At 61.4% G+C, this 14,894-nt stretch carries 15 protein-coding genes; 10 read left to right on the top strand and 5 right to left on the bottom strand.

The features are described 5' to 3' along the window. Positions 1 to 6: 6 nt before the first annotated feature. The 4 genes from VVT58_RS17250 to VVT58_RS17235 all read right to left on the bottom strand — a co-directional run bounded on the left by VVT58_RS17250 (position 7) and on the right by VVT58_RS17235 (position 3,900). Complete coding sequence (locus tag VVT58_RS17250) at positions 7 to 786, bottom strand: SDR family NAD(P)-dependent oxidoreductase (protein WP_327754879.1); 780 nt, start codon at positions 784 to 786, stop codon at positions 7 to 9. 46 nt (positions 787 to 832) lie between these two features. After that, positions 833 to 2,335, bottom strand: coding sequence for an AMP-binding protein (locus VVT58_RS17245; RefSeq protein WP_327754880.1), 1,503 nt, complete (start codon positions 2,333 to 2,335; stop codon positions 833 to 835). Positions 2,336 to 2,474: 139 nt separating this feature from the next. Next, positions 2,475 to 3,482, bottom strand: a complete 1,008-nt coding sequence (locus tag VVT58_RS17240; protein ID WP_217895212.1) for an NADP-dependent oxidoreductase — start codon at positions 3,480 to 3,482, stop codon at positions 2,475 to 2,477. A gap of 130 nt (positions 3,483 to 3,612) precedes the next feature. Next, a complete protein-coding gene (locus VVT58_RS17235; RefSeq protein ID WP_327754881.1) occupies positions 3,613 to 3,900 on the bottom strand; it encodes a LysR family transcriptional regulator in 288 nt (95 codons plus the stop codon). Between the two features lie 262 nt (positions 3,901 to 4,162). Between VVT58_RS17235 and VVT58_RS17230 the strand changes: the two genes are divergently transcribed. Genes VVT58_RS17230 through VVT58_RS17185 form a run of 10 tightly spaced genes read left to right on the top strand, consistent with a single transcriptional unit; the run spans position 4,163 to position 13,824 of the window. Beyond that, entirely contained in the window at positions 4,163 to 5,176 is a 1,014-nt protein-coding gene (locus tag VVT58_RS17230; protein ID WP_327754882.1) for a phosphotransferase family protein, read from the top strand. Continuing rightward, a complete protein-coding gene (locus VVT58_RS17225) occupies positions 5,173 to 5,589 on the top strand; it encodes a hypothetical protein (RefSeq protein WP_327754884.1) in 417 nt (138 codons plus the stop codon). The genes VVT58_RS17230 and VVT58_RS17225 overlap by 4 nt, the downstream gene beginning before the upstream one ends. Beyond that, positions 5,586 to 6,437: a TIGR03619 family F420-dependent LLM class oxidoreductase gene (locus VVT58_RS17220; RefSeq protein ID WP_327754885.1), complete on the top strand. Its 852-nt coding sequence runs from the start codon at positions 5,586 to 5,588 to the stop codon at positions 6,435 to 6,437. The genes VVT58_RS17225 and VVT58_RS17220 overlap by 4 nt, the downstream gene beginning before the upstream one ends. 35 nt (positions 6,438 to 6,472) lie before the next feature. Further along, positions 6,473 to 7,627 carry a thiolase family protein gene (locus tag VVT58_RS17215; protein WP_327754886.1) on the top strand — a complete coding sequence of 385 codons (1,155 nt, stop codon included), beginning with the start codon at positions 6,473 to 6,475 and terminating at the stop codon, positions 7,625 to 7,627. Between the two features lie 5 nt (positions 7,628 to 7,632). Next, positions 7,633 to 8,412 carry an SDR family NAD(P)-dependent oxidoreductase gene (locus VVT58_RS17210; protein ID WP_087573591.1) on the top strand — a complete coding sequence of 260 codons (780 nt, stop codon included), beginning with the start codon at positions 7,633 to 7,635 and terminating at the stop codon, positions 8,410 to 8,412. A gap of 11 nt (positions 8,413 to 8,423) precedes the next feature. Next, positions 8,424 to 9,947: a class I adenylate-forming enzyme family protein gene (locus tag VVT58_RS17205; RefSeq protein ID WP_327754887.1), complete on the top strand. Its 1,524-nt coding sequence runs from the start codon at positions 8,424 to 8,426 to the stop codon at positions 9,945 to 9,947. A gap of 50 nt (positions 9,948 to 9,997) precedes the next feature. Continuing rightward, complete coding sequence (locus VVT58_RS17200) at positions 9,998 to 11,305, top strand: acyl-CoA dehydrogenase family protein (RefSeq protein WP_169576197.1); 1,308 nt, start codon at positions 9,998 to 10,000, stop codon at positions 11,303 to 11,305. 2 nt (positions 11,306 to 11,307) lie between these two features. Then, positions 11,308 to 12,063: an SDR family oxidoreductase gene (locus VVT58_RS17195; protein WP_352000137.1), complete on the top strand. Its 756-nt coding sequence runs from the start codon at positions 11,308 to 11,310 to the stop codon at positions 12,061 to 12,063. Between the two features lie 17 nt (positions 12,064 to 12,080). After that, positions 12,081 to 13,091: a Rieske 2Fe-2S domain-containing protein gene (locus VVT58_RS17190; RefSeq protein WP_327754890.1), complete on the top strand. Its 1,011-nt coding sequence runs from the start codon at positions 12,081 to 12,083 to the stop codon at positions 13,089 to 13,091. Then, positions 13,084 to 13,824, top strand: coding sequence for a hypothetical protein (locus VVT58_RS17185; RefSeq protein ID WP_327754892.1), 741 nt, complete (start codon positions 13,084 to 13,086; stop codon positions 13,822 to 13,824). Before VVT58_RS17190 ends, VVT58_RS17185 begins: the two co-directional genes overlap by 8 nt. A 7-nt stretch (positions 13,825 to 13,831) precedes the next feature. Here the strand turns inward: VVT58_RS17185 and VVT58_RS17180 are convergent, their stop codons facing one another. Continuing rightward, on the bottom strand, positions 13,832 to 14,860 hold the full coding sequence (locus VVT58_RS17180; protein ID WP_327754893.1) for an NADP-dependent oxidoreductase: 1,029 nt from the start codon (positions 14,858 to 14,860) through the stop codon (positions 13,832 to 13,834). Positions 14,861 to 14,894: the final 34 nt, after the last annotated feature.

Here is a 14,894-nt window from a genome sequence, read left to right as displayed (position 1 = left end):
CTGTCGTCAGCGCAGACCCATGCGGATGCCACCGTCCAGCCGCACGTCTTCGCCGTTGAAATAGCCGTTGCGGCACATTTCCAGAACCAGGCTGGCAAATTCCGATGGCATGCCGAAGCGTTTGGGGAAGGGTACATTGGCGCTGAGCGCGGCCTTCACATTGTCCGGGGCTCCCATCATCAAGGGCGTGTCGAAAATGCCGGGGAGAATGCTGTTGATGCGGATGCCTTCGTTCGACAGGTCGCGGGCGATGGGCAGGGTCATTCCGACAATACCGGCCTTGGACGCGGAATAGGCGGCCTGCCCCATCTGGCCGTCTTCGGCGGCGGCGCTCGCGGTATTGACGATCGCCCCGCGCTCCCCATCGGCCAGCGGGTTCAGCGTCAGCATGCCTGCAGCGCTCTTTGCGGTGCAACGGAATGTCCCGATCAGGTTGATCTGGATGATCTTTTCGAAGGCATCGAGCGGGAAATGCTTGGGTGTGCCGCTATTCTTGTCGCGGCTTGCGGTCTTGTAGGCATTGCCGGTCCCGGCGCAGTTGACCAGAACACGCTCCTGCCCGTGCGCGGCCCGGGCCTTGGCGAAACCCGCATCGGCCGAGGCGTCACTGGTGACGTCGACCTGGCAGAAAAGCCCGCCAATCTCCGCGGCCAGCGCTTCGCCCTTGTCGGCGTTGAGGTCGAATAGCGCGACTTTAGCGCCTTCGGATGCTAGCCTGCGCGCGACAGCCTCTCCCAAGCCTGATGCGCCGCCGGTGACGATTGCGGAGATGCCGCTAATATCCATGAGTTGCTCCGATTTTGGAAAGGAATGTGAGGAGAAAGACCTTGGGTTACGCCGTATCGCCGGTCATCTGGTTCAACCGTGCGCGCAGGTCCGTTTTGACGATCTTGCCGTTCAGGTTGCGGGGCAGCGGGTCGCGGCTGATGGTAAAGCTTTCCGGCTGCTTATAGTCCGTCATGCGGGTGGAGCAGTATTCGCCCAATTCTTCCGCGCCGGTAGCAGCGCCCTCGCGCAAGCTGATGAAGGCATGGACCCGCTCACCCAATATGGGGCAGGGTTTGGCGACCACGGCTGCTTCCAGCACGGCGGGATGGGCCATCAATATGCTCTCCACTTCCGCAGTGAAAATCTTGTATCCGCCGCGGTTGATCATGTCCTTGAGCCGGTCGAGCACTCTTACGAAGCCTCGTTCGTCGATGCTGCCAAGGTCGCCTGACCGCCAGTAGCCGTCAGTCAAATTAGCCTTCGTCGCTTCGGGATTGCGCCAGTAACCGGGCGTGACTTGCGGACCGCTGATCCACAATTCGCCCACTGCGCCAACTGGCAGATCCACGCCGTCTGGCCCGACGATGCGGACGTTAGCCCCCCGCACGGGTCTGCCCACGGAATCGCTATTTGCCAGCAACTCTTCGGATGGCATGACGGTCACGCCCCCGCAGGTTTCGGTGGCGCCATAGCAGTTCATGAGCCTCAACGCGCCAAGGCGCGAGGAAATGCCTTCAATGGTGGGTACAGGCATGGGCGCGCCCCCAAATCCCCCGATCCGCCAGGCCGAAAGGTCGTGAGCGGTCAAGTCGGTGCGCGCCAGCAGCAGATTGTACATCGCCGGCACCATCAGCGTGTGGGTCATTCGCTCCTCGACGGCCAGGGCGATGAACGCTTCCGCTTTGAACTGGGGAACGACGATCATGCAGCCGCCGCAAAATGCCATGCTGCACAAGGTGGCCGAAATGCCGGTGATGTGAGACAGCGGCACCACGCACGCCGAACGGTCGTTGGCATCCAGTGCCATGCAATATGTGTAGGCTGCACCGACATGCACCAGCGCAAGATGGGTCACTATGGCACCCTTCGGCCTGCCCGTCGTACCTGACGTATACATGATGAGCGCCGGGCTTTCTTCGTCAGGCTCGTCCGTCGGCAGTGGCGACGGCTTTGCGAAGCCATGAACGAAGGCGCGCACGTCGCTGTCGCCTATCGGAACCGTCAGCGGCAACGCTGGAATGCGGTCGGCCAGTGTCGCCTCGTGCAGGATGGCGCAGGCACCGCTCTGTTCAGCGATGTAGGCGAGACCGGGCGCCTGTTCACGAACGCCGACCGGGACGGCGACGGCGCCTATGCGGGTGATTGCGAACAGGGCAATGACGAATTCGGCCCGATTGTCCAGGAACAGGATCAGACGGTCTCCCGCGCCGATACCATGCGCCACCAGCCCCGATGCGAAGGCGTCGGCCAGATCGCTCAATTCTCGCCAACTGCACCGGAAATCGCCACATATGAGGGCTTCGCGATCAGGATAGGCAGCAACGGTGCGGGCCAGCATGGCGGACATGGAATGTGGTCTTGGAATCAGGCACGGGATGATGCGGTCGCCGAAATGCGGTTCCGGGCGGAATTGTCCGTTTTCCTGAGGACGGCCGTTCATCATATATCCTGTCTCTGATTGTCCGGGTCGCGCGGAGCCGTTCTGGTCATGGCAGGTGCACCAGCATTTTGCCGATATTGCCGCCGGAAAACAGGTCCACAAAGGCTTGGGGGGCATTGTCCAGCCCCTCAATGACGGTCTCGCGCCAGGTCAGCCGGCCTTCGCCATGCCATTCCGCCAGTTTTTCGCGATAGGCGGGCATGAGATCGAGGTGATCGAACAGGATGAAGCCCTTCATTCCGATTCGCTTTACCGGAATCAACGTCATGTTGCGCGGGGCCGCCATGGGCTCGGTCAGATTATAGCCCGCGATCATGCCGCAGATTGCAAAGCGCGCATGGTCATTGGCGCAGCCGATCGCCGCTTCCAGAAAGGGACCGCCGACATTGTCGAAATAGACGTCGATGCCTTCGGGCGCGGCGATCGCCAGCGCCTTACGCATATTGGATTCCGCATGATAGTCGATGGCGACATCGACGCCCAGTTCATCGCGCAGAAACGCTGTCTTTTCCGGGCCACCCGCCGACGCGATCACCTTGTGACCCAGCATTTTGGCTATCAGGCAGGCGGTCGAGCCGACCGCGCCCGACGCTGCCGAAACGAAGACGACATCGCCATGTTTCAATTCCGCCACGCGCATCAGTCCGGCATAGGAGGTCAGGCCCGTGATCCCGGCGATACCCAGAAATGCCTGGGGCGGCAGGTCCATCGAAGGGAGCATTTCCACGTCGGATGCGGGTAGATTGGCATATTCGCGCCAGCCCGCGTCGCTCAGGACCATGTCACCGATAATGAACGATGGATCATTCGATTCGACGATTTCGCCGATCGCCGGGCCAGTGATGACATCCCCGACTTCGAAGGGAGGAATATAGCTTTTTGCGGCGAACATGCGTCCTCTGATAGCCGGATCGATCGACAGCCAGCGATTGCGAATCTGGACTTCTCCGGGCGCTGGGCACGGCAGGTCGACACAGGCGGTGGCGAATGCCTGTCTGTCCGGCAGGCCCATCGGACGGGCGGCGAGCCTTATCTCTCTTGAACGCCGCATCATCAATCGCGCCTCTCAAAAAAATGATCGATAAGTCATATATTGAAGATGGGCGGCTTGGCAATGGCAGAAAGGAGATCCCGCTACAGGCGCGCTTCATGCGGTCCGTGATCTTCTGCAAGCGCGATCTGAGTCACTTCCAACCGGCGGCCGTCGCGATCCATTTCGCCTCTGCGATCGACCTGCGTCGGTAGCGCTGTTGCGCCGATAGCGCGGTGCCATCCGCGCAAGATGTCGGCATCATGCCGCCACGCCGTTTGTGAACGAACAAGGAGATGTCTAGGTTTGTCCGGAGCCGATGAAGTGCGTTGTCGACCACAGACTCGCTGATGTTGAGCGCGAGTCCCGCATGGGTCAGACTGCGTTCCGAATAAATGATGTCGAACATTCTCAACAGATTGAGATGTTCCAAGCCGCCCATGCTATGATCAATGGTGATGCAGAGGTTTATAACTTGCATATGATTTGGCCGGTAGCAGCCTTGCGCATATGGTGCGGTTCCGATGGCCGTCGGCAATTGCTGAACGGATAAAATATGATTATATAGTCATAAATTAAATATTCTCGGATGGCTTTTTAAAGGGTATAATCGATATTTCCTGCAATAAATTTCGGATCGACAGGGCGCGTTTGCTGCGCTATAAAATGATCCATAAATCATTATGTGATTGAGAGTGGGGTTGATGGGAGAGGCGGCCGGCAAGGTGGCGGATGGACTGCGGCAATGGGCGCAACGCCGTGGCGGCGCCCTTGCCCAAGTCGAAGATCTGCGTGATTTGGGCGGGCATTCCGGGGAGACTTGGGGTTTCGCCTACTGTGCTGGCGCCGTTCGCGAGGAACTGGTCATTCGCCTTGCCGCGGCGGGCGGCGGCGAGCGGGCGAATGGGGAATTGATAAGGCAAGCGCCCCTGCTCGATGCGCTTCTGAAATCGGGTACGAAAGTCGCCCCGGTTCGCGATGTTTCGGATGATCCCGCGCTTTTCGGAGCTGCTTATCTGATTGTCGACCGGCTGCCGGGGCGGCCGCTCATCATGGGTCCGGATGGCTCTTCATGGATGTCGCCGACCGATCGGCAAAAGGCTCATGAGGCGGCGGCAGGGGAATTGGCGGTAATCCACCGGCTGGATTTGTCCAGCCTTGCCGATTGGGATCGTCTTCGCTCGCCGGCCGATGAAATCGCGCTATGGACCCGTGCCTTCGAGCGGGCGGCGGACCCGGAGTGGACACGGGCCGGGAGCAAGCTCGGTTCCGCGCTCCTGGAAAGCATGCCTGAAAGGTGGACGCCGGGGCTGTGCCATGGAGATTTCCAGACGAACAACCTGCTCTTTTCATTGGACGCGGATGGTCCTGCGGTCGGAGGAGTCGTGGACTGGGAAATCGCGCATTTCGGGGCGATCGAACATGATTTGGCATGGTTCCTGATGATGAATGACGATCAGGCGTGGGCGCCGGTCGAGATGCGGGGCAATGTCGATCTGGAGGCCGTCACGAATCGCTATGAATCCGTTGCCGGACGCTCCATGGGCGATCTGTCCTGGTTCCGTGCGCTGGCCTGCTATCGCATCGCGGCGATTGCGGGATACAAGATCCGCCTTCACCGCACCGGGCGCAAGATCGATGAGGCTTGGGAACGGGCCTCTTCTTCCATGCCATTCTTCTTCGCGCGCGCCGATGCGCTGTTGGGGCGCGTGGCATGACGATGCCCGGCCCGCTGTTCGAAGCGCCGCGCCAGGCGCCGTGGCTCGCTCCTTATTGGGAAGGGTTGGGTGTGGGAGAGCTGCGTCTGCCGCGTTGTTCCGTCTGCGGGCGGTGGGAATGGTATCCGGTCGAAAGCGGCCCGGCCTGTCCGGATGGTCATTATGTCTGGGAAGCAGTCGGGCCGCTTGCCACCGTCTTTACCTGCACGCGGGTGGACAGGCCGCTGCTGCCAGGCATCACCCAATCCTATATGACAGGTCTCATCGTCACCGATCAGGCACCCGATTGCCGGATCGCAGCGCTGTTCAATGAATCCGCCGGTCCGGTTTCCATCGGCGCGCGGGTGCGCCTTTCCATTTCAGGCGCGGGAGAAAGCGCCTTTCCCTATTTTACATTGGAGAGCATGTCTTGAAATACGGAGTCTCGCTTTTCCCCCTGCGGCCGCAGCAGATCATCGACGTAGCGCTATGCGCGGAGGAACTGGGGTTCGACTCGCTTTGGCTGGGCGAACATGTCGTCACTCCGGTCAAAAGCGATTCCCGCTTTCCCTATGCAGGCGAAGATGATGACTCGCATGAGGCGTTCCATGCCAATCTGCCCTTTTACGATCCTTATGCGGTGCTGGCCTATCTCGCGGCGATCACGAAATCGGTAAAACTGGCGGTTTCGGTGTCGATCGTGCCGTTGCACGATCCGTTCCACCTGGCCCGGTCGGTGACGACTCTCGACCTGTTTTCCAAGGGTCGGTTCATGTTGGGTGCGGGCGGTGGATGGCTGAAGGAAGAATTCGAGATTCTCGGCCGGGATTTCGAAACGCGCGGCAAGCGGTTCGACGAAACGCTCGATGTGATGGTCAGCCTGTTCAACAATGACGTGACCGAATATGACGGCGTGGCATTGAAGGTTCCGGCAATCGGCATGAGTCCCAAGCCTGATACCCGCCCGCATCCGCCCTTTGTCTTCGGCGGTCATGCGAAACCTGCGCTGCGCCGGGCCGCGCACCGCGGCAATGGCTGGCTGGCGTCCGAACTCAGTCCCGAAGAGATCGCGCCGCTGATCGGCATCATCAAGCGGATGCGCGAGGAAGCCGGGCGCGTGGACGTTCCCTTTGAAATAAGCTGTGCGGTGATGGGCGATCCTTCGGACGAGCTGATCGCGCAATATGAAGCGGTGGGGGTCGACCGGCTGGTGGTGCGTCCGTGGATGCGAGGGCGGGACGCCGTCGCCAATCTGACGACGCTCGCCGGGCGCATATTGTGACGATGAAGATGTCCGGCGAGCAGGGAGCGTGCTGAATGGTTGATGTCGCAATCGTCGGTGTGGGGGAAACGGTTCCCGTCCGGGCGGATTCGCGCCCGATGAGCGTGATGATCGCCGACGCGATCCATCGCGCTCTGGCCGACGCCGGCATCGGCGCGAACCAGATCGACGGTTTTGTGACCGAATCGGCGACGATGCCCGGCGTCATGCCTGCCGAGGACGTCGTCGCGGCATTGGGCGTGCCCATGCCGCGATCGCCCTTTATTGCCTATGGGCTGCATTATGGGGCGGGGCTGGTGGCTGCGGCTGAACTGGCGGGGTGGGCACTGGCGTCCGGGCGCGCGACGCATGTCCTTTGCTGGTATGGCCATCAACTGAGCCGTCAGGCGCAGGGGCCGCGTGCGCTCTATGCCGACGACCCGTTGAAGGCCGATCTGGAAATGCCCAGCGGTTGGTTCGGCCAGCCGGTCTATTTCGCCGGGATCGCGCAGCGTTATGCCCATGAATTCGGTCTTCCCGCCGAAGCGCTTGCCGCCGTCGCCATGGAGGCGCGGGAACATGCGGCGCGCACCCCCGGCGCGATGAAGACGGCGCCGCTTGATCTGGCGGGCTATCTGGCCTCGCCCAGCATTGCCACGCCCTTGCGCGGACCCGACTGCGCCCTGGTCAATGACGGCGCCATCGCCTTCGTCATGACCACGACGGAGCGTGCCCGCGACTGCGCCCATCCGGTGGTGCGCGTCGCCGGTATCGGCGTCGGATCGACCAATGTGCCGGGCGACACCTGGTTCACGCAAAATAGCGATTATCTGACGACGCCCGCCGCCATATCGGGACCGGCCGCCTTCGCCGTCGCCGGACTGACCCCGGACGATGTCGATTTCGTCGAGCTTTACGACTGCTTCAGCATCAACACGATCCTTCAATATGAGGATCTGGGCTTCGTGAAGAAGGGTGAGGGCGCCGCTTTCGCGATGAGCAAGGGGCGGGGATTAGCTGATCGCCTGCCGACCAACACCCATGGCGGCCTGTTGTCCCATTCCTTCCTGCTGGGCGGAGGACATGTGGTCGAGGCGGTTCGCCAGTTGCGCCATGAGCGGGGGGCCGGACAGGTGCCCGATGCGCGCGTCGGCCTGGTGACCGCCCTTGGCGTGCCGCATCACAGCACAATGATTTTGGAACGGATGTAAGAGAGATGACGGGAATACAGCGTGTGGCCCTGGTGACGGCCGCGACGAGCAGCCTGGGACGCGGCATGGCCGAAGCCCTGTTGGCGGACGGATTTCTGGTCGTGGTGAGCGGCCGGTCGGAAGCCAAGGGATTGCAGGCTGCCGCCGAAATGGACCCGTCCGGCCGCGTGAGTTTCGTCGCATGTGATGCGCTCGACCAGGGGCAGACCGAAGCAATGGTCGACACGGTCATCGAACGTCACGGCCGTATCGACGTGCTGATCAACAATGCCGGGGGATCGAGTGGCTTCGCGCCCGTGCATCAATTGTCCGACGACGCATGGGCGCAGGCCTTTCAGTGGAACGTCAGTTCCGCCTTCTGGGCGGTGCGGCGGGCGGTTCCGGCGATGCTGGAACAAGGCTTCGGGCGCATCATCAACATCAGTTCGGTGCAGGGCAAACAGGCGAACCGCCCCAATGCCAGCCATTATGTGACCGCCAAGCATGCGCTCAACGGTTTCACCAAGGCGGTTGCGCTGGAATATGGCAGGCAGGGCATCACCAGCAACGCGATCTGCGTGGGCGCGGTGGAAACCGATCTGATGCAGGATGCGGGCCGGAAGGCCGCCGCCGCAGCCGGAATCAGCTATGAAGCCTATAAGCAGCGTTACGCCGACGCGGCGATGACGGGCCGGTTGAACAGCGTCGGGGAAGTGGCCGCCATGGCGCGTCTACTCGCTTCGGAGGCGGGCGCCGGCATTACCGGCGCGATCCTCAATGTGGACGGCGGCACCTGCTCCTATTGAAAGAGATGACGATGACTGATGTTCGACCCACCAATCTTGCCGAAGCTTTCGATATCCATTTATCGCGCGCGCCCGATGCGGCTGCCCTGATTGTCGGGGACCGGGTCTATAGTCGCGCGGAGATCGGCGAACTGGCCGAACGCGCCGTTGGCATGTTGCAGGAAAAGGGCGTCCGTCCGGGCAACCGGGTGGTGGTCCAATATGATACATCGCCGGAAGACGTCGCAATCGCCCTGGCGACAGCGCGGGTGGGGGGCACGCTGATCCCCGTTCCCAAGCGGCTGGGCATGCGTGAAATCAACTTCCTGCTTGGCCGTTCCGAAGCGGCGCTTTTTTGCCATGTCGGGGCAAATCCGGCGGATGGGCTGACGCTTCCCGCCGGCGCATCGGTTGCCAGCAGCAATGCCATTCGCAGTCATGACCGCACGGCAACGGATATCGTCCCGATGCCGGACGATCATTGCGCGCTCATCGGCGTGACGTCTGGCTCCACCGGCCAGCCCAAGGGCGTCATGCACGGCTGGCGCGGCGTAGCCTGGGCGGGAGAGCGGATGCGCGCCCTGGGCCGGGTGCAGGCCGACGAGGCCGTGATGATGACAGGCGCGGGGGCTGGCGCGCCGGGCTTCACCTTCTTCACCTACATGCCGCTCGTCACTGGCGCGGCCATCGTGCGCGCCACCAAATGGGATCCGGTGGAGGTGTTGCGTCTCGCACAGGAGCATGGCTGCGTCTGGTCGTGCATGGTGCCGACGATGCTGCGGATGTTGCTCGACGCGAGGGCGGAGGCGCTGGGCGAGGGCAGGCTGGACGCCATGCGCGCGATCAGCATGGGCGGCGGTTTCATGAGCGTCGAACTGATCGAACGGGCGCGCCGCGAACTGGGCGTAGAGGTGTTGCGCATGTACGCCATGGCGGAATGCATGAGCAATGCCAGCACGGAAATTGACGACAGCGTCGATGTCCGCAACATGCTGGACGGCCGGGCTGGACCGGGCGCCGCGCTGGCCGTTTTCGACGATGATCGCAAGCCTCTGCCGGTTGGCGCCAAAGGGGAGATCGGTCTGAAGGGACCTTCGCTGTTGCAGGGCTATCTGGCCGAGCCGCGGGGCAAGCCGGACCTGATGACGCCCGACGGCTTCTTCCTTTCCGGCGACATCGGGGAGATGGACGAGCAGGGCTATGTCAGGATCGTCGGCCGCAAGAAGGACATGATCAACCGGGGCGGATACAAGATCGACCCTTCCGAGGTCGAGGAACTGATCTGCCGCCATCCCGCCGTCGCCAAGGTGGCGGTGGTGGGCTATCCCGACGCGCTGTACGGTGAACGGTCGTGCGCGGTCGTGGAATTGCGGCCCTCGCACATGCTGGCCTTCGACGAATTGACGGCTTTCCTGCTTCACGAGGGACTGTCGAAGGAGAAGCTGCCTGAACGGTTCGAAAGCCGGGACGCACTGCCGCTTTCACCCGACGGCAAGATATTGAAGGCCGCCGTCAAGGCCGAGATCGGCACCGACCCCACGTCGAGCCTTGGTTGATTTCCCATCCAGACGCCTCCTTTCAGGCGCTCCATGCACAAGAGGTTTCCATGATTGATTTCGAACTGGATGATGACTTCAAGGCAAAGCTCGATTGGGTTCGTGCCTTTGTCGATGAAAAGGTCGAAAAGCTGGATGTGTTGTGGCCCAGTCCCGCATCGCCGCATGACAAGTCACTGGTGGAAGCGCGCATGATTTTGGCGCCGCTTCAAAAGGAGGTAAAGGAAAAAGGACTTTGGGCGGCGCATCTCGACCATGATCTGGGTGGTCCAGGCTTCGGGCAGGTCAAATATCTGCACATCGCGGAAATATTGGGCCGGACCAACTGGGGATCGGTCGTGTTCGGATGCCAGGCGCCGGATTCCGGGAATTCGGAAATTCTGGCTCGTTACGGCACGCCAGAGCAGAAGGAACGCTATCTGCAACCCTTGCTGGACGGCGAAGTCTACAGCGCCTTTTCGATGACGGAACCCGAAGGCGGGTCGGACCCGATCTATTTTTCCTGCCGGGCCGATCGGGATGGCGATGACTATGTCATCAATGGCGAAAAATGGTTTTCCAGCCATGCCAACTATTCCGATTTCCTGATTATCATGGCCGTGACCGATCCGGATGCGGAACCTTATCGCCGGGCGTCCATGTTCCTGGTTCCCACCGACACGCCGGGCGTCGAGTTCGTGCGCGAGACGGGCGTGTTCACCGAACCCTATCCGGAGCGCGGCGGCCACCCCTATATGCGCTATACCAATTTGCGCGTTCCGGCCTCGGCCATGCTGGGGCCGCGCGGTGGCGGTTATGAGGTCGCGCAGTCCCGTCTGGGCGGCGGGCGCATACACCATGCCATGCGCACCATCGGTCTTTGCCAGAAGGCGATCGACATGATGGCGGACCGGGCCGTGAGCCGAAAGACCAGCGGCGTCCTGATCAGCGAAAAGCAGTCGGTCCAGTTCGACATTGCGGAATCGCAGATCGCCCTGCGGCAGTTTCGCCTGCTGGTGCTGCATTGCGCCTGGCTGGCCGACCAGAAGGGCCGGGAACGGGAATTGCGCGAGGCGATTTCCATGGTCAAGGTCGCGAGCGCCGATATCGCGGAAAAGATCATCTGGCGGGCCATGCATATGCATGGTTCGCTGGGCGTGTCGAACGAAATGCCTTTCGCTCATATGTTGTTCATGACCGGGATGCTCGGTTTGGCGGACGGCCCGACCGAGGTTCACAAGGTGTCGGTCGCGCGGCGTATCCTGAGGCGGGCGACGCCGCATGAAGGATTTTTCCCGCCGCAGCATCTTCCTGCTGCCCGCGCCGCCGCGCTGGCACAGTTTGGATTGACCCCGGAAACATTGAACAGGCGGGTATGACGATGGAGAGGGACGCCTTCGATTTTTCGGGCAAGGTGCTGCTGGTCACGGGTGGAAGCCGCGGGCTGGGACGCGAGATGGCGCTGGGCTTTGCCCGGCGTGGTGCGGATGTGGTCATCGCCAGCCGCAAGCAGGATGCCTGCGAAGAGGTGGCCGTCGAAGTGCGCAAGCTGGGCGTGCGCGCGCTGGCGGTCGGTGTGCATGTCGGCAAATGGGACGAATTGGAACGGCTGGCCGACGCCGCCTATGCGGAGTTCGGCAAGGTCGATATTCTGATCAACAATGCCGGCATGTCGCCGCTCGCGCCGTCGATGGTCGAAGTGTCGGAGACCCTGTTCGACAAGATCGTGGACGTCAATTTCAAGGGCGTCTATCGCCTTGCGACTTTGATCGGATCGCGCATGGCGGCGGGGGAGGGCGGTTCCATCATCAACGTCTCCTCTTTGGGTTCGTTGATGCCGTCGCCCTATTTCGGCGCCTATGCCGGGGCCAAGGCGGCGGTGAACGCGCTCTCGATCGCGCTGGCGCGGGAATATGCGCCCAAGGTGCGGGTCAATGTGATCTGCCCCGGCGGTTTCCTGACCGATGTCGCGGGTGACTGGGCCGATGACCCGCAGGCGTTGAACAGCGTGCCGCTTGGCCGGTTCGCGCAGCCGGAGGAAATGCTCACCACCGCATTCTACCTCGCCAGCGCGGGATCGAGTTTCACTACCGGAGCCCTTATTCGCGTCGACGGCGGCGCGCTGTACACCAGATAACCGGAGCAACCGTCAACATGTCATCTCCTGAGACCGAAGATGCCTTTCCCCATAAGGGGTTTCCCAGCGGCTGGTTCCAGATCGCCTGGGCGGACGAACTTGCGGTCGGCGATGTCCGGCCGTTGCATTATTTCAACCGTGATCTCGTTCTTTATCGCGGCCGTAACGGATATCATGTGCTCGATGCCCATTGCCGGCATATGGGCGCGCATCTGGGCCACGGCGGGACAGTCGTGGGCGACAGCATTGTTTGCCCCTATCATGGATGGCGCTGGGGCGCTGATGGCCGCAATGAGCTGGTGCCGCTGGAAAAGAAGGCGACGGATCGCTGCCGGATGGGAGCCTGGGAAACCGTGGTTGCAAACCAGATCGTCTGGGTCTGGTATGATGCGCAGGGGCGTCCTCCGCTTTTCGAAGGTCCAGTCGACCTGCCGGGCGTCGCGGAAGGCGAACGTTATAACGTCTATCCGCATTGCACGAAAAGTTGGCGCAAGGTGAAAACCCGTCCCCAATATATTCCGGAAAACAATGTCGATGTCGAACATCTGCGCTGGATCCACAAGGCCAAGGGACCGATCGAGACCACCCGCATCGAGATTGACGGGTATAAGATGCAGATCGCGAACAACATCACCTATGGCTTCGGCAAGAAATCGACCCGCTTGACCCCGGATGGTCCCATCGTGGTGGAGGTCGGGGCCGAGCTTTGGGGTATGGGTTTCCAGTATACCTTCTTCCCTCAGCCCGATTCAGCCGTCAGCATCCAGGCGCAAACCCCGGTGGATGACGAGCATTGCGACATGTTCCAAACCGTTCTGGTAATGGGGGAGGATGATTTCAATCCCGTTGAGCCGCCAGAAGGCATGGCTGCAGCCAGGGTGAGGGAACAGTTCGTTCAGATCGAGCGGGATATTCCCATCTGGGAGAATATGAAATATATTGCCAATGCCTCTCTTTCTCCCCAAGAGGAAAAGGCGATGACTATTGTGCGCCATTGGGCTGAACGCTTTTATCCAGAAGATGCGTGATGCCCATGTTATCGTTCGTCGTTCCATAGCGCTCGCCTCTCCGGAAGCGGGCACTGTGACGGCATGGCTGGAGGATAATTTCCACCATTTCGGTGTCCTGTTGAAACATGATGCCGGTCGCGTACTAGATGTCGCAGCCGCGACAATCCGCTTTCCCTGGACGACCTGCGGCCATGCGGGAAGCCCGCTAAAGATGTTGGCCGGGCAGGCGCTGATTGGGCGGCCCGAAATGCTTGTGGCTTTGCTGCCGATGCAGCTTCAATGCACCCATCTGTTCGAGCTTGCAGCGCTTGCCATGGTGCATGCCGCGCATTCGGCCAGTGACCGACGATATGACATGGTCGTGCGCAAGGATGGGATTTTGCCGGGGCAGAATCGCGGTACATTGATGCGCGATGGCCAGGAGATATCGAGCATTAAGGTCGATGGCAGCATGATCCTTGCGCCAGCCGGCTATGCGGGCCGTGATCTTTACAAGGGCTTCCGCAAATGGCTGGCGGAATGTTCGGATGAAGAGGCGATGACGCTGTGGCTCATGCGAAGATCGCTCTGGCTGGCCAACGGGATGAGCCTTTTCAAGCCGCAGCCCGTCGCTGCCGCAACGGATATGGGAGCGGTGTGCTACAGCTATCAGCCGGAACAGCGCGATCATGCCTTTGCCGTGTCAGACTCGATCATCGACGTGACCGATCCGAATGTCCGGTTGCTTTCACGGTTGCCGGGATTTTTGTGACGGCATTTCAGAGCGTCGGATCGGTGGCGATCCGGATCAACCGCTGACCGATATTGTCGCCTGCCAACATACCGGCCATCGCCTCCCCGGCCTGATCCAGTCCTTCGACTATGTCGACCCCGGCCTTGATTTGACCGCTGGCCAGATAATCATGCATCTCGGCACGGAATTCCGCGAACCGATCATAATATTGCGTCGCCAGATAGCCATGGATGCTGAAACCGCGCCGCACCGTGACGAAGAGATTCGGGCCGGGTGGAGGCACGTCCAGGCCATATTCGGCCACCGTACCGGTGATCACGAAGCGCCCGAAGCGGCGCATCCGTTCCATGACGACAGCTTGAAGGGGCCCGCCGACATTGTCGAGATACATGTCGATTCCATCCGGCAGTTTCCGGTCGATCGCCACATCGATATCGCCTGCGTGCCGGTCTATGGCGGCGTCATAGCCGAGCGTATCGATCAGATGCCGGCACTTGTCCGGTCCGCCTGCGATGCCGACGATCCGGGACGCTCCATAGGCGCGGGCAAGCTGCCCGGCGATGCCGCCGACTGCGCCCGCCGCCGCCGATATCAGCACGGTATCGCCCGGTTTCACGGCGCCCAGCAATTTCATGCCGATCCACGCCGTGATGCCCTTCCCGCCCAGTGGACCAAGATAGTCCGTCAGGGCCGCGACAGCCGGATCGGCGCGCTGGGCCAACGGCCCCTGTTCTGCAGGCGCCCGAACGATGCTGTGCGTTTCCCAACCGCTCCAATGTGTCCAATAGTCGCCCTCGACAAATAGGGGCGAGCGTGACTGGATCACCCGGCCGAGCGAAAGACCCGCGATCAGATCGCCAGGCCGGAAAGACGGGACATAATTTTCATATCGCCTGAGCCGTCGGCTTTGAGCCGGATCCACCGTGGCATAGATATTTTCGAAAAGCGCCTCTCCTTCCTCGAGCGGACGCAGCGGTTCCGACACCGCTGCAAAGGTGTTCGCGTCGATGGCTGCGTCAGGATAGTCCTTCAGAGTCATGCGCATCGTGTCCATGCGGCGCCCCTTTTGAATGGCGTTCAAGGAAGGA

The organism is Sphingobium sp. SJ10-10 (assembly GCF_036038995.2).
Classification (GTDB): Bacteria; Pseudomonadota; Alphaproteobacteria; order Sphingomonadales; family Sphingomonadaceae; genus Sphingobium.
The sequence above is the reverse complement of the archived record's forward strand: the minus strand, read 5'-3'. Positions and strand labels throughout refer to the sequence as shown.